The 21,561-nt window shown below is 36.6% G+C and carries 19 protein-coding genes; 9 read left to right on the top strand and 10 right to left on the bottom strand.

The features are described from left to right. Positions 1 to 90: 90 nt before the first annotated feature. The gene (locus LUD75_RS15625; protein WP_232706757.1) at positions 91 to 1,176 is read left to right on the top strand and encodes a hypothetical protein; all 1,086 of its coding nucleotides are present in this window, start codon (positions 91 to 93) and stop codon (positions 1,174 to 1,176) included. Continuing rightward, entirely contained in the window at positions 1,160 to 1,756 is a 597-nt protein-coding gene (locus tag LUD75_RS15620) for a hypothetical protein (protein ID WP_232706756.1), read from the top strand. The genes LUD75_RS15625 and LUD75_RS15620 overlap by 17 nt, the downstream gene beginning before the upstream one ends. 32 nt (positions 1,757 to 1,788) lie before the next feature. Here the strand turns inward: LUD75_RS15620 and LUD75_RS15615 are convergent, their stop codons facing one another. The 4 genes from LUD75_RS15615 to LUD75_RS15600 form a co-directional block, all read right to left on the bottom strand. Beyond that, positions 1,789 to 2,025: a hypothetical protein gene (locus LUD75_RS15615; protein ID WP_232706755.1), complete on the bottom strand. Its 237-nt coding sequence runs from the start codon at positions 2,023 to 2,025 to the stop codon at positions 1,789 to 1,791. A gap of 163 nt (positions 2,026 to 2,188) precedes the next feature. Next, positions 2,189 to 2,761 (bottom strand): 5-formyltetrahydrofolate cyclo-ligase, encoded by a 573-nt coding sequence (locus LUD75_RS15610; protein ID WP_262908223.1) that lies wholly within the window; start codon positions 2,759 to 2,761, stop codon positions 2,189 to 2,191. 7 nt (positions 2,762 to 2,768) lie between these two features. After that, on the bottom strand, positions 2,769 to 4,112 hold the full coding sequence (locus tag LUD75_RS15605) for a rhodanese-related sulfurtransferase (protein WP_232706754.1): 1,344 nt from the start codon (positions 4,110 to 4,112) through the stop codon (positions 2,769 to 2,771). A 255-nt stretch (positions 4,113 to 4,367) separates the two neighbouring features. Continuing rightward, positions 4,368 to 4,946 (bottom strand): hypothetical protein, encoded by a 579-nt coding sequence (locus LUD75_RS15600; protein ID WP_232706753.1) that lies wholly within the window; start codon positions 4,944 to 4,946, stop codon positions 4,368 to 4,370. Between the two features lie 149 nt (positions 4,947 to 5,095). Between LUD75_RS15600 and LUD75_RS15595 the strand changes: the two genes are divergently transcribed. Then, positions 5,096 to 7,231, top strand: coding sequence for a S9 family peptidase (locus LUD75_RS15595; RefSeq protein WP_232706752.1), 2,136 nt, complete (start codon positions 5,096 to 5,098; stop codon positions 7,229 to 7,231). A 73-nt stretch (positions 7,232 to 7,304) separates the two neighbouring features. Here the strand turns inward: LUD75_RS15595 and LUD75_RS15590 are convergent, their stop codons facing one another. Next, complete coding sequence (locus tag LUD75_RS15590) at positions 7,305 to 7,607, bottom strand: type II toxin-antitoxin system RelE/ParE family toxin (RefSeq protein WP_232706751.1); 303 nt, start codon at positions 7,605 to 7,607, stop codon at positions 7,305 to 7,307. Continuing rightward, positions 7,597 to 7,845 carry a DUF2281 domain-containing protein gene (locus LUD75_RS15585; RefSeq protein WP_232706750.1) on the bottom strand — a complete coding sequence of 83 codons (249 nt, stop codon included), beginning with the start codon at positions 7,843 to 7,845 and terminating at the stop codon, positions 7,597 to 7,599. The genes LUD75_RS15590 and LUD75_RS15585 overlap by 11 nt, the downstream gene beginning before the upstream one ends. A gap of 82 nt (positions 7,846 to 7,927) precedes the next feature. On the opposite strand from LUD75_RS15585, the gene LUD75_RS15580 reads away from it, so the two are divergent. After that, a complete protein-coding gene (locus LUD75_RS15580) occupies positions 7,928 to 9,604 on the top strand; it encodes a peptide MFS transporter (protein WP_232706749.1) in 1,677 nt (558 codons plus the stop codon). A gap of 124 nt (positions 9,605 to 9,728) precedes the next feature. On the opposite strand, the gene LUD75_RS15575 is transcribed toward LUD75_RS15580, so the two are convergent. Further along, the gene (locus LUD75_RS15575; protein WP_232706748.1) at positions 9,729 to 10,211 is read right to left on the bottom strand and encodes a GNAT family N-acetyltransferase; all 483 of its coding nucleotides are present in this window, start codon (positions 10,209 to 10,211) and stop codon (positions 9,729 to 9,731) included. Between the two features lie 107 nt (positions 10,212 to 10,318). On the opposite strand from LUD75_RS15575, the gene LUD75_RS15570 reads away from it, so the two are divergent. The 5 genes from LUD75_RS15570 (at position 10,319) to recG (ending at position 17,401) form a co-directional block, all read left to right on the top strand. Beyond that, a complete protein-coding gene (locus LUD75_RS15570) occupies positions 10,319 to 12,034 on the top strand; it encodes a peptide MFS transporter (protein ID WP_232706747.1) in 1,716 nt (571 codons plus the stop codon). 141 nt (positions 12,035 to 12,175) lie between these two features. Next, positions 12,176 to 13,687 (top strand): peptide MFS transporter, encoded by a 1,512-nt coding sequence (locus tag LUD75_RS15565; RefSeq protein WP_232706746.1) that lies wholly within the window; start codon positions 12,176 to 12,178, stop codon positions 13,685 to 13,687. A 38-nt stretch (positions 13,688 to 13,725) separates the two neighbouring features. After that, a complete protein-coding gene (locus LUD75_RS15560; RefSeq protein ID WP_232706745.1) occupies positions 13,726 to 14,262 on the top strand; it encodes a thioredoxin fold domain-containing protein in 537 nt (178 codons plus the stop codon). Positions 14,263 to 14,284: 22 nt separating this feature from the next. After that, complete coding sequence (locus LUD75_RS15555; RefSeq protein ID WP_232706744.1) at positions 14,285 to 15,244, top strand: tetratricopeptide repeat protein; 960 nt, start codon at positions 14,285 to 14,287, stop codon at positions 15,242 to 15,244. Positions 15,245 to 15,313: 69 nt separating this feature from the next. Continuing rightward, entirely contained in the window at positions 15,314 to 17,401 is a 2,088-nt protein-coding gene (gene recG / locus LUD75_RS15550; RefSeq protein WP_232706743.1) for an ATP-dependent DNA helicase RecG, read from the top strand. Positions 17,402 to 17,875: 474 nt separating this feature from the next. On the opposite strand, the gene LUD75_RS15545 is transcribed toward recG, so the two are convergent. From LUD75_RS15545 to LUD75_RS15535, 3 genes are all read right to left on the bottom strand, one after another. Next, a complete protein-coding gene (locus LUD75_RS15545; RefSeq protein WP_232706742.1) occupies positions 17,876 to 18,370 on the bottom strand; it encodes a GNAT family N-acetyltransferase in 495 nt (164 codons plus the stop codon). A gap of 138 nt (positions 18,371 to 18,508) precedes the next feature. After that, positions 18,509 to 19,186 (bottom strand): recombination protein O N-terminal domain-containing protein, encoded by a 678-nt coding sequence (locus LUD75_RS15540; RefSeq protein ID WP_232706741.1) that lies wholly within the window; start codon positions 19,184 to 19,186, stop codon positions 18,509 to 18,511. Positions 19,187 to 19,236: 50 nt separating this feature from the next. Next, the gene (locus LUD75_RS15535; RefSeq protein WP_232706740.1) at positions 19,237 to 21,561 is read right to left on the bottom strand and encodes a hypothetical protein; all 2,325 of its coding nucleotides are present in this window, start codon (positions 21,559 to 21,561) and stop codon (positions 19,237 to 19,239) included.

The raw sequence follows: 21,561 nt of genomic DNA, 5'->3' as shown, positions 1-21,561 counted from the left end.
TGCATTTGAATATTAATTGTAATATATTTGTAAAATACGATTTACAAATTAATATATCTGAAAATCAATAATTTAAGCAATTACACAACTTTGACCGATATAGAATTTTTATATTTCCAAAACTTAAAAAAGGCTGTTCAGGATAAATATCTTGAGTCGCACTCACCGTCTTTTGATGATATTTCCAAATGGAAAGGGATTGACATTATCTATTTCCAGGAAGATCTTAGACAAAAAGCAAAAGGAAATATTAGCGAAAAAACCTTTTATACCTACTTTAAGAATAATGCTCAGGAAAAAATTCCAAGAATTGATATGCTTAATATCCTTTCTGTATACGTTGGTTTCAATTCCTGGTCAGAATTCAGAAAGAAAAATCCAATCGCAGTAGAAGAAAAGAAAACTGTTGAATCTACACCAAATCCAGTCATAAAAGAAGCTTCTGTAGCTGAAAATTCGGAATTAACGAAAGTTTCAAAACCAGAAATATCGGTTGACAATCAGGCTTTTGATGAGATCAATCAGAATATCAACTTCAGCAACACCGAGAGTAAACCTAATTTCTTGAAAAGATATCTTTGGCTGGGAATTTCTGTATTTCTCTTTGCAATTGTTTTGATTTTGGTTTTCTACGATAATCTTTTTTATAAAAAATACACTTACGCATTTACAGACGCCGACAGAAACTCATCGATAAAAGGAGAATTAGATGTGAAAATAATCCGCGACAACGAATCTCCAATCTTGTTCAAAGTAAAACCGAACTCACCTTTTGTTTATGAAACCAAGAGTAAGAAATTGAAAATGATCATTTCCTCTCCTTTTTATAGGACTGACGAAGTAATAAGAGACTTGACAAACGCACCAGAATCAGAAAATATTGAACTGAAACCGAATGATTACGCGATTCAATTATTCTATTATTCAAAATCAATCCAGGATTTTAAGAAAAAAACGGAACAGCTGAACAGATTGATCAGTGACAAAGCATTGATCTACCAAGTGGTTGACAGCGACATCTACGGAATAGAAACGATGGACAAGCAGAAGTACATCTCACTCGTAACGCTTCCGACGACTTCTCTTGAGAATCTGGAAGTAATTGATTCTCAGATGGAAAATGGAAAAATTGTAATGATTAAATTTAGAATTACAGACGATGAAAAATCAAAATAAATTGTATTGGTGGACTTTAACTCTGTCAATACTCATTTCAGGGTTGATTTCCTGCAACAAAAAATATGATGGCGAGGACAACTCCCTGGAAACCATAAGAAACGCAAACAACAACGTAACTTACACAAAATCAAGCCTTGACAGTTTGCAGGCGATCAACGTGATTACTTCTCAGAAAGTTCAGGATTTACTGGACTTATCTACACTTTACACATCCGGAAATAAGGACACAGAAATAGATTCGGTGATCTACACACAGATGCAGGCTCATTTTATGACCAAGGATTCAAACAATCTAAAACCGTTATTAAAAGAAATGGACAGTTTGAAAGTGAGATTTGCGAAAGTGAACAATCTGAAGACTTCAAAATCAGTGATTGCCAATGATACTTTGGATTTTGCAGACTTCGATGTGGAGTATTATGATAAAAAAAGAACTTACATCACGACTGTAAATCGGAAAGCGCAATATATGCTGAAGGCTTCGCCGGTGAAATTTCAGAAAGAGTTCAAATTCTACTTTAATAATTTCTACAAGAAAGAAACAGACAGTACAAAAACAACAAAACCCGCTAATTAGCGGGTTTTGTTTTAATTAAATCTGGGATTTAATTATTTTTTGATAGCATCTTTAGTTGCTTTCTCGTCAGCTTTTACTTCAGCTTTAGCAGAATCAGCAGTAGCTTTTACAGAATCAACAGTTGCAGTAGCAGTAGAGTCGATTGCAGCAACAGCAGAATCAGCAGTAGCGTCAACAGAATCAACAGCAGCAGCTTCTACTTTATCAGTTTTTTTACAAGCTACAAGAGAGATAGCAGCGATAGCAGCTACGAATAATGACTTTTTCATAATGGTAAGATTTTAAAATTAATATTATTGTTATGTTTCTTGAATTATCTTTCGTTATAATTACAAGACAAAAGTAGCACCGTCTGACAAAAATCATTAAAAAATAGCTTGTAATAGCCTTGTAAAAACATTTTACAATTTAATATAATTGATTCTCAGTATTTTAATTAAATTCAAAAATCTGATTTGGAGTAATTAAAATGTCTAATTGGACATCTTTTTCAAAAACATCAGTGACAATTTCATTTGGAGGAAAGAAATTTAGTCCGATTTTTTTTTCAGTATTTGAATATTTAGAAAAGAACTGATCGTAGAAACCTTTTCCGTAGCCAACTCTATTTCCTGACGCATCACAATAAAGCAAAGGTGTCAAAACATAGTCCAGTTCTACGTTTGAAGCATTGTTAGAAATTGGTTCTTTGATTCCCCAACTATTAATTTCAAATTCTGAATCAGGAAAAATCTCAACAGAAATAATTTTTTCACCTTGGATTTTCGGAACAAAAACTCTAATTTTATTTTCAAAAAAATAATTGATAAAAATCTGAGTATTCACTTCATTAAACTTTTGAATTGCTAAAAAAACATTAACCTTTTGATTTTCAATAGGATTAAATTGTAAAATAAATTTTTCTAGCAGTTTTTTAGACAAAAAATTGACCTCATCTTGCGATAAGGCCATTCTTTTTGCTTTATAAAGTGTTCTAAGTTCGTTTTTTTTGAGACTTAAATCCATCTTTATTTTATAAGATTTTATACAATTTGTCAGACAATCTTACTCGAAATGGAAGCTCAAAAGTAATTTGGTCTCCAGCTTTTGCAGTTTGAACCGAATTTCCATCAACAACCATTTCATTGATAACAATCTCTTGTTCACCAGTTGTTGGTCCTGAAATCAAAACTTTATCACCAACAGAAAGTTCATTTGAAAGTAGAAACTGAGCAATTTTTGATTTAGTATAATAATGCTCCGCCTTTCCAATCAAGGTTTTCTTCACTTTTATCTTCTGACGAATATCTTTTGCCTTAGCCAAAGGTTTATCGGTCAAATCACCAGAATTTTTAAACTTCAAAGCTTCAGACTTCCCTTTTCGGAAAACTTTATTGCCAACCTGAAGTCCTTTTCTCAACGCCAATTGCTCTTCCACAGACAAATGAATGATTTCTAAACATTCCGAAGAACAAGTGTTTTCCATCATAGCTTTACACTCATCACATTGGATAAACAACAAATGACAAGCATCATTCGCACAATTAGTGTGATTATCACAAGGTTTTCCACATTGATGACACTGCGAAATGATATCGTCCGTAATTCTTTCGCCCAATCTGTGATCGAACACGAAATTCTTCCCTACAAATTTACTTTCAACACCTTCTTCCTTTACCTGACGCGCATATTCAATGATTCCGCCTTCCAATTGGTAAACATTTTTAAAACCCTGATGTTTAAAGTATGCACTCGCCTTCTCACAACGGATTCCGCCAGTACAATACATCAATAGGTTTTTATCTTCTTTGAAATTCTGCAATTGTTCATTGATAATCGGCAAACTTTCTCGGAAATTCTCAACATCCGGTGTAATCGCACCTTCAAAATGACCGACTTCACTCTCGTAATGATTCCTGAAATCCACCACAATCGTATCCGGATTCGCCAGCAAATCGTTGAATTCCTGAGCTTTCAAATGAATTCCTTTATTCGTCACATCAAAAGTCTCATCATTCAAACCATCCGCAACAATCTTGTTTCGAACTTTAATCGTCAACTTCAAAAATGAGTGATTATCCTGCTCCACAGCCACATTCAGACGAATGCCTTTCATAAAATCGTAAGCTTCCAACGTCTTGCGGAAAGCCTCAAATTGGTCCGCAGGAACACTCATCTGAGCATTGATTCCTTCGTGCGCCACATAGATTCGGCCAAGCGCATCCAGGGCGTTCCAGGCTATAAATAAATCGTCACGAAATTTCTTTGGGTTTTCAATTTTGGCATACGCATAGAAAGACAATGTAAGGCGTTCCTTACCAGCTTCATCAATAAGTCTGGCTCTTTCTTCTGCGCTTAAGGTGTTGTACAGTTGCATGCTATAAACGTTTTAAGTGAGAAAAATAATGGCGCAAAGATAAGAAATTTGGCTGATAGTTTTCGATTGACAGTTATCAGTATTTGGGCGTGACCCTCGCCAACCCTAATGCCACCGCTCGGGTCGGGCTATCCGCTACAATCTTTTTCCCACACCAATTCCCCCGCAAAAAAGGATTTCCACTACTATCCCTCACGCATAACGATTCTGACTAAAAACAACATTTCCAACAAACAGACGATTAGTTTTCTGCCGTTATATTATCACGACATAAATAATTCCGTTAGGGTCTTTCAGCACATTTCTGGGATGTAAATCAGAAACAGTATATGTTTCATTAGAAAAAGTCGTGCTATTTATTTTATCAAAATCAAGTGACAGCATAAAAGTTTCAATTTCCTGAGGTGTTGCCTGCACGGCATTTTTCACAAAATCTTGCTTGATAATAACTTCAACATACGGCACTCGATTTTTGCCATTGTCAAAGCCTGTGAAGCCAACAAAATCGTACTTTGTTTCTGGGAAAAGAATATTATGGATAGTAAGTTGCTTAAAAAGATTGGAAATCAGAAAACCAGAATTAAAAAGATTGTTGGACTTGTAAATGATGCCATTTTCTTCATCCAAGGCGAGCGTATTTTCATATCCGCTTACTTCCGTCGGTTTGCCAAGAGAATAGAAATTATCTATCCACAAATCATTTGCTTTAGCATAATCAAAAGCTGTTTGTTTCTCAAAATCTTCTTGCTCGTGACGTGTTAGACTTTTTTGTCCTTGGCGTTTTCTCTGAGCTTCTTCAAGGCATTCTCCAAATTGACTGGTGATTTTTTCCATTCTTTTATTTGTTTGATTGCGGCTTCCGAGTTGCGCTTGTGTGCCTCCGTCAGATATTTAGTTTCCATAAAAGAGAAATTGTTATTTCAAAGATAGATATTTTTTTCAAAATTTTGTTTTGTTATATTTACAACTCTAAAATCTTAAAAATGAAGAAAGTCCTTTTTGCTGTCGTTACGATGACAGCAGTTCTCTCACAAAACACTTATGCTCAAGAAATTACGCTCGATAAAATCTATTCCGGCTATTATCGCGGAAAAGGAATTGCTGGAATTGCATCCTTGAATGACGGCGAAAACTACGCCACCATCGAGAAAGACGGCATTGCAAAATACAATTACAAAACGTCTCAAAAATCCGGAAATATCGTGGATGGAAAATTCGAATCGTATATTTTCTCTGCCGACGAATCCAAAATCTTGTTGCAAAAAGAAAGTGAGTCGATTTACAGACATTCATTTTTGGGGAAATTTGATGTCAAAGATTTGAAATCAAATAAAGTAATGCCTCTTAATAATGGCAATTACATCCAAGAACCGAAATTCTCTCCGGACGGAAGCAAAGTCGCTTTCATCGTAGATAATAATTTATTCTATCAGGATTTGACTTCAGGAAAAATCACGCAAATTACTAATGATGGAAAGAAAAATTCTATCATCAACGGCCTTGGTGACTGGGTTTATGAGGAGGAATTTGGTCACGCAGATTATTATCAATGGAACAAAGCCGGCGACGCTATCGTTTTTGTGAAATTTGACGAATCGAAAGTTCCGGAAATCTACATTCCAATCTACGGAAAATCGCTTTATCCTACCGAAATGCGATACAAATATCCAAAAGCTGGAGAAACCAACTCGACTGTTTCTGCTCAATTATATCAATTAAATTCAGGGAAAACTACCACTTTAAATATCGCAGGTTTCGAAAATCATTATATTCCACAAATCTGGAAAACCAACGATGCAAACGAAATCGTCATCGCCACGAGCAATAGACATCACAGCAAAGTTGATTTGATAAAAGTGGACACAAAATCCGGAAACTTAACCAAACTGTTCTCGGAAACCGACAACGCCTGGATAGAAACCGACAATCTGACTTTAGAATTCTTGGATGACAACTCTTTCCTTTGGGCCTCGGAGCGTGATGGTTACAGACAATTGTATTGGTACGATAAAGCCGGAAAATTGAAAAAACAAGTTGCAAAAGGCAATTGGGAAATCACCGATTATTATGGTTACAACCCAAAAACGAAAGAAGCTTACATCCAAACCACAGAAAAAGGAAGCTTGAATAAAGTCGTTTCCAAACTGAATATCAACTCTGGTAAAACGACTTTGATTTCTTATCCTGAAGGAAACAACTCGGCAAGTTTCAGCAAGACTTTTAATTATTTCATTAATACAAATTCTACGGCTGGAACACCTTATAAATATGTCTTGAAAGATGAGTCTGGAAAGGAAATTAAGGAACTTCAAAACAATAATGAATTGCTTTCTAAACTTCAGAAAGACAGCTTTGTGACGAAGGAATTTATCACCATTCCAAACTCTGCAGGCGACCAATTGAATGCTTGGATTATCAAACCAAAAAACTTTGACCCGAACAAAAAATATCCATTATTTATGTTCCAATATTCTGGTCCTGGTTCTCAGCAAGTTTCAAATTCTTGGGACGGAGGAAACGGAATCTGGTTTGAAATGCTGGCTCAAAAAGGTTACGTCGTCGCTTGTGTGGACGGCCGTGGAACTGGTTTCAAAGGTTCGAAATTCAAAAAAGTGATTTACAAACAATTGGGGAAATATGAAATCGAAGACCAAATCTCTTCCGCACAATGGTTTGGAAATCAATCCTATATAGACAAATCAAGAATCGGAATCTTCGGATGGAGCTATGGTGGCTATATGAGCTCCTTGGCAATGACGAAAGGTGCTGACGTTTTCAAATTGGGAATCGCAGTGGCTCCGGTGACAAACTGGAGATATTATGACAGCGTTTACACAGAAAAATTCCTGCAAACACCGCAAGAAAACCCAGACGGTTACGACCAAAACTCGCCAACGACTTTCGCACAATTATTAAAAGGAAAATTCCTATTAATCCACGGAACAGCTGATGACAACGTGCATTTCCAAAACTCAATGGAGTTTTCTGAGGCATTGATTCAAAACAAAAAACAGTTTGAATTTATGGCTTATCCAGACAAAAATCACGGCATCTATGGCGGACAAACCAGACCTCAGCTTTATGAGAAAATGACGAATTTTATTTTGGAGAATTTGTAAAAGGCTGGAAGTCGGAAGACCGAAGCTGGAAGATAAAAAAATCCGCAGAAGATGTTTTTCTTTTGCGGATTTTTTATAATCTATTTCCCCAAATTTCAGGATTTCTTGAAGTGTGATAAACACCAATAATCAAGATTGAATGATTTGAATCAAAATATTGATAATGAATTCCAAATGGAAAACTTTTCAGATAACAAATTCTGCAGTCATTATATTTAATTTCCTTTGACAAAGGATTTTGTATCAAAAATTCAATCTCATTTTCAAACTCTTCAAAAAATCTATCGACTAATTTCCTATTTATTTTCTTATACCAATCTTTGATTTCCCTTAAATCTGTTTTTACAAAAGGAGAAAAATCAATTTTACTTTTCATCCTTCAACGTTGCAATGTAATCACTCATTTCAGATTCTGAAACGATGCTTGTTGGGTTTTCCGAAATATACTTTAATCTTTTATTAGTTTCCTCAATTTGCCAATCTGGAACTTCATTTTGATTTTCAATTGCTGAATATTTGAATTTCAAAAAATCCACAAAATCATTCACCTCATCGTACAAATCCTCGGGAAGTGTTTTGATATTATCCTCTAAATGTTTTATTGTGATTGCCATTTGGACTACTTTTTATCAAAGTTATTAAAATTTTTTTATTCATTTTAAAATTCTATTTTTACGACGCAAGAAAATAAACCATATGAAAACTAAACATCCTAAAGGCCTACCTTATCTATTTTTCACAGAAATGTGGGAACGTTTTGGTTATTATTTGATTTTGGGGATTTTTGTCCTGTATGTCATAGAACCGAACGGCGACAAGGGCGGACTTGGATTGCCAGATAAAATGGCGGATGATGTTTTCGGAACCTATATTGCCTTGACTTACTTGACACCTTTTCTTGGTGGATTTTTGGCGGAAAGACTTTTTGGTTATATCAAATCCATTTATCTCGGTGGCGTTTTGATGGCAGCTGGTTATATCGGATTGGGAGTGTTCAAAGAGCTACCCTTATTCTACGGTTCCTTAGGATTAATTATAATCGGGAACGGATTTTTCAAGCCGACTATTTCTACAATTCTGGGGAATCTCTACTCAGAAGAACCTTACAAAAAAAATAAAGATACGGGCTACAATATTTTCTATATGGGAATCAATATTGGGGCATTTATCTGCAACATTATTGCGGCCTATATGCGAAACCGATTTGGCTGGGGTGAGGCATTCATCGCGGCTGGCGTTGGAATGTTGATTGGCTTGGTGATTTTCAGTTTTGGGTTGAAACATATCCGTCACGCTTGTGAAATGAAAGCGGCGAAAGAAGGCGACAGCAAGATTTCCGACGTTCTCTTGAAAGTATTTTTACCAGCCTTGATTGTCGGCGCCATTGGTTGGATTGTTCCAGGGAATATCTTTGGAAGTGATAGCACGGATGCGTTTATTTTCGCCTGTGTTCCTGTTATTTATTTTTACGTTTCACTTTACTTCAAAGCGCATCAGGACGAGAAAAGGTCGATTGGCGCCTTGCTGATGATATTCTTGGTTTGTATGTTTTTCTGGGCGATTTTCAAACAGAACGGAACAGCCCTGACACGTTGGGCCAATTACTACACAGACCGTAGTATTCCTGAAAAATTGGTGGAACCGATGCGTGGCATTTATATGTTGGATGGAAAAGATGGAACAACCGGAAAATCCTATGAAGACAAAGAAGTTGCCGTTTACGACGACCAATTCCGTTCGCAAAAAAATGAGGCTGGTGAGACGATGAAAGTTTCCGGAAAAGATGTTTATTTCAAAAATATAAATCCAGAAGAACGCGCTCAGCTAGCAACAAATCCTAAGCAGGAAGTTTACCTTTTCAATACCGAACTTTTCCAATCTGTGAATCCGTTTTGGGTAATTGTCCTCACGCCGGTGATTGTCGGATTCTGGGCAATATTCCGAAAACGCGGAAAAGAACCGACGACGCCAACGAAAATTATGATTGGCCTTTTCATCACCGCTTTGTCCTGTCTTGTGATGGTGGGCGCTGTGTTTGCCGGAAATAATGGCGCTGTGAAAGTGTCGCCGCTTTGGCTGGTTGCCAGTTATGGCGTTGTGACGATTGGTGAACTCTGTCTTTCGCCGATGGGATTATCCGTCGTTTCAAAATTGTCCCCTGCGAGATTGACAGCCTTGATGATGGGTGGATTTTTCCTCGCCAACTCAGTCGGGAACAAGCTTTCCGGGATTCTTGCCAGCACTTGGTACAATTATGAAAATAAGGAATATTACTTCCTTGTGAATTTTGCCTTGCTGATTTTCGCTTTTATTTTAGGAATTTTTATGTTGAAGTTTCTGAATAAGGTGATGAAGGAAAATGGAGTTGATTAATATTTAAACACCGCATTGTCGCAGCCCGACTTGAACGGAGCTCATTTTTTTTGCGGCTGGAAAAAGCGATGGCAAAAAATAGCGGGAGTGGAAGGCGGAAATAGCTGCCCAAATTATTATCAGTCTAAATTTTCTGAAACGCCAACCTCGGTGTTCCATCCGCAACATAAATGATTCCGCACTTTTCGTAACCGAGTTTTTCCAAGACTTTTTGCATCGCGATGTTGGTTTCGTGCGTATCGATTCTGATGTTCGGGAATTGGGAAAAACACCACTCGAAGCAGAATCTCGCGACGCCTTTTGTTTTTCCGTTGGATGCCAATCTGTGGATGACGCCGTACTTTTCGTCATTCAACCAAGTTCCGTTTTCAATTTTTGCATAATTTGGGTCATCACCAATAATGAAATCGAAAGTCGCAACGATGTCATCATTTTCGATAATCAAAAAATTAAATCCATTATCAATACTATCCAACATCAATTCCTTGGAAGGATAACCATTGGTCCATTGGATTAGGTTTCCACTTTCCCGCATCAGCTGTCTGGCCGTGTCGATGCAGTTCATTATTTGGTTGATGTCTTCCGGATTTGATTTTCTGACTTCCATAATTTTAAGATTATCGGGTGCAATTGTGTTAATCGTCGCAATTTAGCTTTCCCGTTTATGAAAAAAAACTATATTTGTTACCTTTAAGAAAATTTAACAATTTAAAAATGGATACAATACAGACTAATTCTAGACATCCTAAAGGTCTATGGGTTCTATTCGGAACCGAGATGTGGGAGCGTTTTAACTTTTATGGAATGAGAGCACTATTGACGCTCTTTATGGTAAACTCCCTATTGATGAAGGAAGGCGATGTTACCATCATCTATGGTGGATTCCTGGCTCTTTGTTATTTGACACCAATGCTGGGAGGTTTCATTGCGGACCGATTTTTAGGAAATAGATATTGTATCATCGTCGGTGGCGCTCTGATGGCCATCGGACAGTTCCTGATGTTTATGAGTGCTTCTACATTTGGAGCAGACCTAGGCTCAGCACAGATGCTGATGTGGATTGCGCTGGGCGTGATTATCTTCGGAAATGGATTTTTCAAACCGAATATCTCTTCGATGGTTGGAAGTCTATATCCAAAACAGGAAAAATCAAAGTTAGATTCAGCATTTACGATTTTCTATATGGGAATCAATTTGGGTGCATTTCTTGGACAGTTCATCTGTCCATTCATAGGAGATGTTAAAGACTCTGCTGGCGTACGTGACATCCACGCTTTCAAATGGGGATTCTTGGCCGCTTCTATTGCGATGACAATTGGAACAGTGACATTTATTATCCTTAAAAATAAATATGTGGTAACGCCGGAAGGAAGACCTATCGGTGGTCTACCAAAAAATAATACGGCCGAGGATTTCGAAGAAGGAGAAGCGCAAACGGCCAATTTCTCAGGGAAATCTATTGGTTTTGCTGTGGCTATTTTTGTGGCGGCATTCTTTGGATTCCAATATCTATTTGTAGATAAGATTGGTTTTAGTTCCGTTGGGATGGGAGAATTTGTGAAAGCCGTAATTTATCCATTCATCTATTCTATGGGAATTGCTTTGGCATTTTTGATTATGTCTTCTGCGGAAAACAAAGTGGAGAGAGATAGAATCTGGGTAATATATATCGTTTCCTTTTTCATCATTTTCTTCTGGGCAGCTTTTGAGCAAGCAGGTTCATCTTTGACATTCATTGCAGATAACCAAACGGACAGAAATATCTTTGGCTGGAATATGCCACCATCAATGGTTCAGATTTTCAATGGATTGTTCATTGTCATTTTGGCAGTTCCGTTTAGTATGCTTTGGGATAAGTTAAGAGCCGCAAAAAAAGAACCAGTTTCTCCACTGAAACAAGCCATTGGACTAGGACTGATTGCTTTAAGTTACTTCATCATTGCCTACAATGTAAAAGATTTGGGAAGCAACGGCTTGTTGGCTGTAAAATGGTTGATTTTACTTTATCTAATCCAGACAATGGGAGAACTTTGTTTGTCACCAATTGGATTATCTTTGGTAGGTAAATTGGCTCCGAAAAGATTTGCATCCTTATTATATGGTGTTTTCTTCATCGCAAATGCCGCAGGTTATGCATTATCGGGAACTTTGGGTGCCATCTTACCAGCAACTGGAGACAAATTCACCAAAGCGAAAGAGCTTGGAATCAACCTTCAGGATGTTTTGGACAAGAAAGTAACTCTAACTGCCGAACAGGTCGCAACTTTTACAAAAGAACAGTTACCAATGGCAAATCCATCATTTGTAGGATATGAAATCCATAATTTGTTTGAGTTCTTTATGGTATTTGTAATCCTATGTGGAATTGCAGGTGCTATCTTGGCTTTAATTTCTCCAATTTTGAAGAAAATGATGCACGGCGTCAACTAATAATTAAATTTTATAACCTTATACAAAACCACCGAATATTCGGTGGTTTTTTGTTAAATTCGTATGGCGAAAATCTGAATTATTGTTGTTTTTCATCAACATTTGAATCAATTATCATTTATCATCCATCAATTATAAACAATGAACCTCACTCTCGAACAAATACAGGACTTCAAAGGAAAATATCCAAAACAAATCTGGTCGCTTTTTTTCTCCGAAATGTGGGAACGTTTCTGCTTCTACGGAATGCGTGGAATGTTGGTTTTCTTTATGATTTCACAACTCAAGTTCGATGATGAGCAAGCGAATTTACAATATGGCGCAACACAGGCTTTCGTCTATGCATTCACATTTGTGGGTGGACTTTTTGCAGATAAGATTTTAGGATTTAGGAAGTCTCTATTTTGGGGAGGATTGCTGATGATTGTCGGAAGTTTGATTCTGGCGACCAATCCACACGATTATTTCTTCCTTGGGATTTCATTTACTGTTGTAGGAACAGGTTTCTTCAAACCAAATATTTCCACAATGGTTGGGAAATTATACAAATCCGGAGATTCCAGAACCGATGCCGGGTTTTCACTTTTCTATGCTGGAATCAATCTAGGCGCACTTTTAGGCGGTTATCTTTGCATCGCCATTGGAAAGGGTGAAATGTTATCACGCTTGATTCCAGAACACAAAAGATGGAATGTGGCTTTCGGTTTGGCTGCCATCGTGATGGTAGTTTCCTTAATTAATTTCATTTTTACTCAAAGACAATTAGGGCCAATCGGACTTCAACCTCAAAAATTAAATGCGGACGGTACTTTCTCACCATTAGCAAAATGGAATGAATACAGCGTTTATATCTTATCCTTAGTTTTCGTTCCATTAATTATGATAATGGTCTCTGTTCCGGAATACACCGATTATTTTATGTGGACAGTCGGTCCTTTGACGCTGATTTATCTGTTTTATGAAATGACAAAAGTAAGCTCATCCGAAAGAAACAAACTTTGGGCAGCTTTGGTTTTCATCATTTTTTCAATCGTTTTCTGGGGAATTTATGAGCAATCTGGAGGTTCATTAAGTATTTTCGCGGCGAACAATCTGAACAAAGATTTATTGGGATTAGACCCGAATGGCGTCAACAATTCCGGAGGTGCATTCTTTATTATTTTCCTGGCGCCAATCGTTGGTTTGCTGTGGATTTGGCTGAGCAAAAGAAAATTGGAACCGAATACATTAATCAAATTTGGATTGGGATTTATCTTTCTTGGATTGGGATATTACGTGCTTTTCGCAACCAAATTCTTTGCAACTTTACAAGGAATTACTTCACTAAATATTTTTACAATTGCATTGCTGGTAATCACTTTCGGGGAATTGTGTCTCTCTCCCATCGGATTATCAATTATGACAAAGCTTTCCACCGAAAAACTGCAGGGAATGATGATGGGAATGTGGTTTTTGGCTTCGGCCTATGGACAATATGTGGCGGGACAAATCGGTGCGGGAATGGCAAAAGTGAAAACTGGCGCCAACAATTATGACGCTCTCATCACTTACACCGATGGATACAAACAATTGGGTTTATATGCCTTAATTGCGGGCGTTGTGCTAATTTTGATTTCTCCTCTCGTAAAAAAATTAATGCAAGATGTGAGATAATGATTTAACTAAAATCCTTTTCAACAATCAAAACACAGATGAAAAAAAACACATTTTTACTAATTCTCTTTTTGCTCCCCATCTTTGGATTTTCGCAAGTCCAATGGATGACAATTTCCCAAGCGCTGGAAGCTCAGAAAAAGGCACCGAAAAAAATTCTTATCGATTTTTACGCAGACTGGTGCGAGCCCTGCAAAGAGATGGAAAGCGAAACCTACAATCATCCCGAGATTGCGAAAATCATCAATGAAAATTTCTACGCCGTGAGGTTTGAAAGCGACGGAAATTCCACCGTCGATTTTCTTGGACACAAGTTTACAAACCCAGACTACAAAGGCAAAAAAGGCAAATCCACGCTTCATCAGTTCTCGAAATATATGAACATCAATATGATTCCGACAATGGTTTTCCTTGATGAAAACACCGACCCGATTACCAGTCTTTCGGGATTTCTGAAAGCGAAAGAAGTGGAACCTTACTTCTCGATGATTGCGTCCAACGACTATAAAACCATCAAATCCAGACAGGAATGGGAAGGTTATCAGAAGAAGTTTAAGTCGAAGATTAAGGAATAATACTAAACTAATAACCTAAAATATGAAATCACTTTTATCTCTTTTACTTCTATTTTTCAGTCTATTCGCATTTTCACAAATCTCAGAACTACTTCCTTCAGAAAAAGAATTATTAAAAACCTCATCAAATCAAGCCTGTCTTTGTATTGACTCTATTAATATCAAAAATAAAACAAGCTTACAGGTTTCCACAGACATTAGTAATTGTATTGAAAAGCAAACCACAGCTTACCAGATGACAATCAAAATTTTGAAATCACAGAAAGAAGTAGAGAAAACTGGTAACAAAAAGGTCAATATCGAAATCAACACCAATCAAAACTCAAACGAATTCAAGAAATATTACTATGAATTGGAAAGAGAACTGAGAAGTAACTGTGTGAGCCTGAATGACAAAATAAATACCAACGAGAAAAAGTCAAATCATTCTGTTTCTGAAAATGACAAAGCATTAGATTTTTATAATCTGGGAATCAAAGAAAATGAAGCTAAAAATCACAAAAAGGCTTTAGAATATTTTCAAAAAGCTGTTAAAGAAGACCACGATTTCCCATTTGCTTGGGATAACATTGGATTTACAAACAGAGCGTTAGGAAATTATGATGATGCTTTGAAAGCTTATCAAAGTTCGTTACAAATTGACCCGACAGGCAAAATGCCACTTCAAAATATTCCAATCGTTTATATTTATAAAAAGGAATATCAAAAAGCTGTTGACGCTTACTTGGATTTGAAAAAAATATATCTCGACGACCCAGAAGTTGATTATGGAATTGGTGTCATTTATTATGACCATCTAAAGGACAATCAAAAAGCATTAGATTATATGTGTAAAGCATATAATAAGTATACTGAAATGAAGTCTCCATACAGAACTGACGCGGAATCGATTATCCGAAATATCTATCAGATTATGTCACAAGAAGGAAAGAAAGATGATTTTTTGAAAATATTGAAAAACAACAATATCAATTTTGAATAATTACCTACTTATTGTTCATTGAAAAATCAATAAAATTTCCCGAAATTCGTCGGAACAAATTTTCCTTTCTTGACATTAGAAACTTCCATAGAATTTCTCAAAGGCATCGGCACCGAACGCGCAAAACTCATCAGAAACGTGTTGGGAATTTCGACTGTGGAAGATCTGCTCACCTTTTACCCAATCCGATATATCGATAAAAGTAAAATCCACAAGATTGGAAATATCGCCAAAGATACAGAGGCAGACATTCAGTTAAAAGGAAAGATTACGGACATTCAGGAAGTGGTTTACGAGAAGGGAAAACGATTGTCTGCGAAATTCCGCGATGAGACTGGAACGATGGATTTGGTCTGGTTTCGATATACGAATTGGATGAAAGATGCGATTCCATTGAATCAAGAGATTTTCATTTTTGGAAAGGTCAATTTCTTTAATGGAAACTTCTCGATGCCACATCCGGAAATCGAGGTTGATGAGAAAAAAGCTTTACAAGGAACACTTCTACCCGTTTATCCCGGAAGTGAAAAACTGACCAAGCGAGGGATCACAAATAAATTATTTCAAACCGTTATTTTCAATCTTCTGAAAGATTTACCTAATTTTATTCAGGAAAATCTGCCGGATTATTTGATGAAATCGATGAAGTTGATTGGACGATTGAATTCCTATTATTTCATTCATTTCCCTAAAGATTTAAAACAATTTGATGAAGCCAACAGGCGATTGAAGTTTGAAGAAGCTTTCTTTTTCCAGCTCGGTTATGGCTTGAAGAAACTTCATCAAAAAACAAAATCTTTCGGAAATCCGTTTCCAATCGTCGGCGAATATTTCACCAGTTTTTATGAAAACAATCTTCCATTTGAACTCACGAACGCGCAAAAAAGGGTTCTGAAAGAAATCAGAATCGATATGAAACGGTCGACCCAAATGAACCGATTGCTTCAAGGCGACGTTGGTTCCGGGAAAACGATGGTGGCGTTATTAACAATGTTGATTGCGATGGACAACGGTTTTCAATCTTGTTTGATGGCGCCAACGGAAATCCTGGCTCAACAACATTTTAATTCCATCAAAGAATTACTTCAAAACACGAATATCAACGTCCGACTTTTGACAGGTTCTTCCAAAACAGCGGAACGGAAAATCATCCACGAAGAATTGGAAAACGGTCAACTTTCCATCTTAATCGGAACGCACGCCCTTTTGGAAGACAAAGTGAAATTTCATAATCTTGGTTTGGCGATTATCGATGAACAGCACAGATTTGGAGTTGCTCAGCGTGCTAAACTTTGGGCAAAAAATAACATTCCGCCACATATTTTGGTAATGACCGCAACGCCTATTCCGCGGACTTTGGCGATGAGTTTTTATTCCGATTTGGATGTTTCTGTGATTGATGAAATGCCGGTTGGAAGAAAACCAATCATCACCGCTCATCGTCGAGAAAAAGACCGACTTTCAGTTTATAATTTCTGCCGGGAAGAGATTGAAAAAGGAAGGCAAATCTATTTCGTTTATCCGCTCATCGAGGAATCGGAAACATTAGATTATAAAAATCTGATGGAAGGTTTGGAACACGTGATGAACTTCTTCAAAAGCTATAATGTGACGATGGTTCACGGCCGAATGAAACCTGCGGAGAAGGATGCCAATATGCAATACTTCGCTTCCGGACAAGCGCAAATTATGGTCGCAACAACCGTGATAGAAGTTGGTGTAAATGTTCCGAATGCTTCTGTAATGGTTATAGAAAGTTCGGAGCGATTCGGATTATCACAGCTTCACCAGTTGCGCGGACGCGTTGGTAGAGGCGCAGAACAAAGTTATTGCATTCTGATGACGGGCGACAAACTCAGCAAGGAAAGCCGAACCAGAATCAAAACGATGGTGGCAACGACGGACGGTTTCAAAATCTCGGAGGTTGATATGGAATTGCGTGGACCAGGCGACATTCTCGGGACCCAGCAAAGTGGTGTTGTGGATTTCAAAAAGTTGAGTTTGATAGAAGATTCTGCCATCATCAAAGCTTCAAAACTGGCTGTTGAAAAGATATTGGAACAAGATGCCCTTCTCACGCGTCCCGATAATCAGATGATGAAGCAATATTACATCAAGCAATATAAAGGAAAAAATAAGTGGTCGCAGATTAGTTAGGGTTGGAGGGTTTTAGAGTTGGAGAGTGCGAGCGTTTGAGGATTGGAGTGTATGCTAATAAAAAAGTCCGCTACGAATAACAGACTTCTTAAATTTAAAAAAATAGTATATGAAGAAAAATTACTATCAGGCATTTGCTTGATTTCGTTCTGCGACAAATCTAAAATTATACTTGACATCAAACTTTAATGAATCGTTATCCCTTTATAAATAATACTTAAGAATCAATTCAGATAAGTTTCAACGAGAATTAATACCGCGATAACATTACTTTGATTGATTGATTTTGGAAATTGTTTTTATTTAATTAATGAACTTAAAATCAGGATTTAAAAAAAATCCGAAAATTATTAGTTAAAAAATGGAAATTTGATGTTTCAAAGTTGTTCATCATCCATTCATTTTTCGACATTAAATCTTGACGAAAATCAATCACAAAAAAAGCACTTGCGATGGTTGCAAATGCTTTGAAAGTTATTTATGGATAATGAATTCCATTAGATAATCATCCATTACGTAACCATTCCCGATATCAAAAATCGCTTCGTCATAGACTTTGAAACCTTGTGATTCGTAGAAACTTTTGGCGTTGTTGTTTTTATTGACGGTTAAAGTCAATCTTTTGTCGCCAGATTTTTGAGTTTCAGTTTTGACGAATTCCAATGCTTTCTTCCCAAGACCTTTTCCCTGCGCTTCCTTTACAAAATAAATACGGTGAAGTTTTGTAGTCTTTGGTTCATTATGAAATTCAAAACCGATAAATCCTAAAAAGACCTCATCTTCTTCAATCAAATAATATTGATAATTTGGGTTTTCGAAATGGGTTTTCAAGGTCGATTCAGAATACATCAAATCTAACATATACGCGATTTGCTCTTGCTCCAAAATGTTGGCATAAGCTGATTTCCAGGATTCTTTTGCGAGGTTTTGGATTATGGAAATATCTTTTTCTATGGCTTTTATAATCATAAAAATATGTTTGATGAATGAAAATTTAACGCAAAGTTCGCAAAGTTTTTTTTAAAAATTATTGAAAATACTTTAAGATTCGCAAAGACGCTTCGCTCATCAAGGAATTAATTAAAATTCTGTAGTTGAAAATTTAACCTAAAAAATCTCTTTGATGATTTCCAATGACCTTGGTTCGCGGAAATCTGTAAAATGATAATGAAAATATACTAAAATCGAATCAAGGAAATTTTGTTTTTCGCTTCGGCTGAGTTTGATGCTATATGGGTCTTGCGACGTGATAAGGTCTTTCCAAATATCGGAAATCGTCTTGTCAAAAAAGTGATGCATCTCAATATCTTCGAAGTTTCCGGTTTCGGGATTGAGGTAAGTTTTATCGGAAAATAAAGGCTGTAAACCTTGCTGTTTCAGAAGTCTGAAAATAAAAATCAAATGCGACTGGAAATTATCGATTTGCAATTGACTCAAGAATATAGAAATCTCAGAATAAATTCCAACGTTCTGATTTTCATTCCTCAAAACTTGATTCAACAAATCGGAAACAAAAAACAAAATAGAATTTTTCCGAATATCCGAACTGAAAAAATCAACATTCTTCTGCTCTATCTTCTGAACATTTTGGATGCTTTTCTTCTTGTCGGACGTGTACAGCAATAATTCGTTCAATGGGAAAAGGAAGGCCTTCTTTTTGTTCTTCGGCGCGTAGATGCCTTTGGCAAAGAAACTTTCGAAGCCATTTTCCCTACAAAAACAATGGAGAACAGCATCGTGATCTCCATATTTTGTATAAGACAGTAAAAAAACTTCTTGTGTCATCAAAAGTAGATGTTAGAAATTAGATTCTAGAAGTTAGATTTGAATTGTTTTTAGTTTACAACCGCAATTTTAGCCGTTGCCGTATCGGTTCCGTCCTCATTGGTCATTAAAACATAATAAATTCCGGAAGCCACTCTCACGCCTCTTTGGTTGGCAAGATTCCATTCGAAGTAACCGCCATTTGCCACTGCGGAATGTACGAGATTTCCAGCAGCATCTGTGATTCTGATATTAGCTTTGGATGCTAATCCCCTAATTCTAACATTACCTTTGTATTGTGAATAAACCACAGGATTTGGATATACCAATACATTTCCAAAGTTAGAACTTACTTCTGTAACATCACCTTGGTATACCATAATACCATCTAAAGTTGCAAAATATACTTTTCCGGTTTTTTCATCAATTTTAATATCAGTAACACTATTGTTTGGCAAAGGAGAATTGGCTTTTGTAAAATGATAAATTGTTTTATCTCCATTAGGACTGATATAAAACACACCGCCGCCATCAATGGAAACCCATTTCTGATTTCCAGAATCTGCAATGATCTGTAAAATTTTACCGTCACGGAATAATTCTTCTGCTAAACCATTCTCTTCTATAATAATAGGATCTGTCTGCGGGCTTTCTTCCAATATAGCAGCCTTTGGGTTGGAAAGTATTCGCAATCCTTGATTAGCCCCTATCCATACATCATCATTATTATCCACCGTCACAGATGTTGCACTGCTATTCGGAAGATTATTATTTTTAGTCAGAACTTTAAATTTATCATCTGAAGTTGAACTTGCTGTCTTGTTGTAATCGTACATAAAAAGTCCGCCGGCATCTGTAAATGGCGCAGCCATGTACAAGATACCATCTTTTGCAAATGGCTTCTGGATACCGCCGATATTAAAAATTGTAAAAGGTGATGCACCAAAGGAATCAGTAGATTTATTCAGTAAATAAAAACTGGAAGTGGGACAGATGACAGGAAATGATGGACAGGTAAATTGAACAGTGCAGAAAAGATTGTTTTGCTCATCAAATACTAGTCCTACTGGTTTGAAAAAAAATGGGCTACCATCATTAAATGCATATCTTTTTACAAACTCATTGCCTTTCATTCTATAAACTCCTTTGTCCGCAAATCCTGAAATATTAGAATAAAAATTTGTAAAATATACTTCATTAGGATTGGAAGGGTCAGGCACAACATCTAAGATATTATAACGAACGGAAGTGTTATTTAAAAAAAATTGTGGGTAATTCCATTTTGTACCATCGTAATGATAATATCCAATTTTATCCTCAAATGGTTTAGCTGTTGTAGCGACTGGGTCCGCATCCCTATTTCCACTGGAAACCCAAATTTGATTATTTAACATCGATAATTTGTATGATCTGTTGTTAAACGGCCCATCCGGTTTAAAACTATTTTTCTGTTCATTAAAAATTCCTGAAAATTTTGTCCCAGTAAATAATGCGTTACCGTAAATCAAAGCTGTGTTTATACCCTCACCAGCATCGAAAGTTTTTTGCAGAGCACCACCTGTAGTATAAATATATACCTGGCTTTGATCTGTTACAATAATTTGACTGTCCGTAACCCTGATATCCTGAATATTTGTAAAAGTTCTAGGAAGTGTGGCGAAAGTTGGTCCAGCTCCATATTTCACTTCGAAGTAAAATGATGTCGAACTTGTATTGTATTTTTTAGCATAAGCAATAATACTTTTGGAAGCTACCTTTTTGAATTGGGCAGAAGTACCTGACTCAATCACATTGGCGGTAGTATTCCAATCGGAATAAATTGAAAAGGTAGAATTGAGCTCGTGCTTTTTGATAGCTAAATCTGTAGCGGCATAAACTGTGTTATCCTTCAGAACAGCAGAATTCACAGTTTCGTAGACTCCACCAGTAGAGAAAAAAGCTGTGTCCCCAAACTCTCTTCTGGGAATATTGAATATAGAAACACCGTAACCTGCTGAGATTACAGCTTTATCGCCATTAATAGAAATCTGATTAATCCTTTTGCTCCCGTTATAACCTGTTGCTAATGGAATATCTACAATCAGAAAAATACCATTAGGCGTAATCACGTCAATAGAGCCATTTTCATAACCTACGATTCCTGTCTGAGTGGCTGAATTGTAATCGAAAGCTGAGATTTTAACTTCGTGGAGTCCATTAGCCTTAGAAAGTTTCTTAATTTCTCCGGTGGATGGATAATAATAAAAAATACCATTGCCTGTAGCAGCTATCAATCTGTCATTATCTTCCCGAATTGCCAAAACATTATTGTAGGAGAAGAGATCTGTCCACTTGCTTGTTTGGGCATTTGAAAACAGGGTAATACTAATCGATATAAATAATAAAAATTTCTTCAT

The organism is Epilithonimonas sp. JDS (assembly GCF_021261315.1).
In the GTDB taxonomy this organism is placed as follows: domain Bacteria; phylum Bacteroidota; class Bacteroidia; order Flavobacteriales; family Weeksellaceae; genus Epilithonimonas.
The sequence above is the reverse complement of the archived record's forward strand: the minus strand, read 5'-3'. Positions and strand labels throughout refer to the sequence as shown.

Coding starts and splice junctions, on each gene's coding strand:
- LUD75_RS15620 (WP_232706756.1), top strand. CDS start 1,160: ATGAAAAATCAAAATAAATTGTATTGGTGGACTTTAACTCTGTCAATA.
- LUD75_RS15615 (WP_232706755.1), bottom strand. CDS start 2,025: ATGAAAAAGTCATTATTCGTAGCTGCTATCGCTGCTATCTCTCTTGTA.
- LUD75_RS15610 (WP_262908223.1), bottom strand. CDS start 2,761: ATGGATTTAAGTCTCAAAAAAAACGAACTTAGAACACTTTATAAAGCA.
- LUD75_RS15605 (WP_232706754.1), bottom strand. CDS start 4,112: ATGCAACTGTACAACACCTTAAGCGCAGAAGAAAGAGCCAGACTTATT.
- LUD75_RS15600 (WP_232706753.1), bottom strand. CDS start 4,946: ATGGAAAAAATCACCAGTCAATTTGGAGAATGCCTTGAAGAAGCTCAG.
- LUD75_RS15595 (WP_232706752.1), top strand. CDS start 5,096: ATGAAGAAAGTCCTTTTTGCTGTCGTTACGATGACAGCAGTTCTCTCA.
- LUD75_RS15590 (WP_232706751.1), bottom strand. CDS start 7,607: ATGAAAAGTAAAATTGATTTTTCTCCTTTTGTAAAAACAGATTTAAGG.
- LUD75_RS15585 (WP_232706750.1), bottom strand. CDS start 7,845: ATGGCAATCACAATAAAACATTTAGAGGATAATATCAAAACACTTCCC.
- LUD75_RS15580 (WP_232706749.1), top strand. CDS start 7,928: ATGAAAACTAAACATCCTAAAGGCCTACCTTATCTATTTTTCACAGAA.
- LUD75_RS15575 (WP_232706748.1), bottom strand. CDS start 10,211: ATGGAAGTCAGAAAATCAAATCCGGAAGACATCAACCAAATAATGAAC.
- LUD75_RS15570 (WP_232706747.1), top strand. CDS start 10,319: ATGGATACAATACAGACTAATTCTAGACATCCTAAAGGTCTATGGGTT.
- LUD75_RS15565 (WP_232706746.1), top strand. CDS start 12,176: ATGAACCTCACTCTCGAACAAATACAGGACTTCAAAGGAAAATATCCA.
- LUD75_RS15560 (WP_232706745.1), top strand. CDS start 13,726: ATGAAAAAAAACACATTTTTACTAATTCTCTTTTTGCTCCCCATCTTT.
- LUD75_RS15555 (WP_232706744.1), top strand. CDS start 14,285: ATGAAATCACTTTTATCTCTTTTACTTCTATTTTTCAGTCTATTCGCA.
- LUD75_RS15545 (WP_232706742.1), bottom strand. CDS start 18,370: ATGATTATAAAAGCCATAGAAAAAGATATTTCCATAATCCAAAACCTC.
- LUD75_RS15540 (WP_232706741.1), bottom strand. CDS start 19,186: ATGACACAAGAAGTTTTTTTACTGTCTTATACAAAATATGGAGATCAC.
- LUD75_RS15535 (WP_232706740.1), bottom strand. CDS start 21,561: ATGAAGAAATTTTTATTATTTATATCGATTAGTATTACCCTGTTTTCA.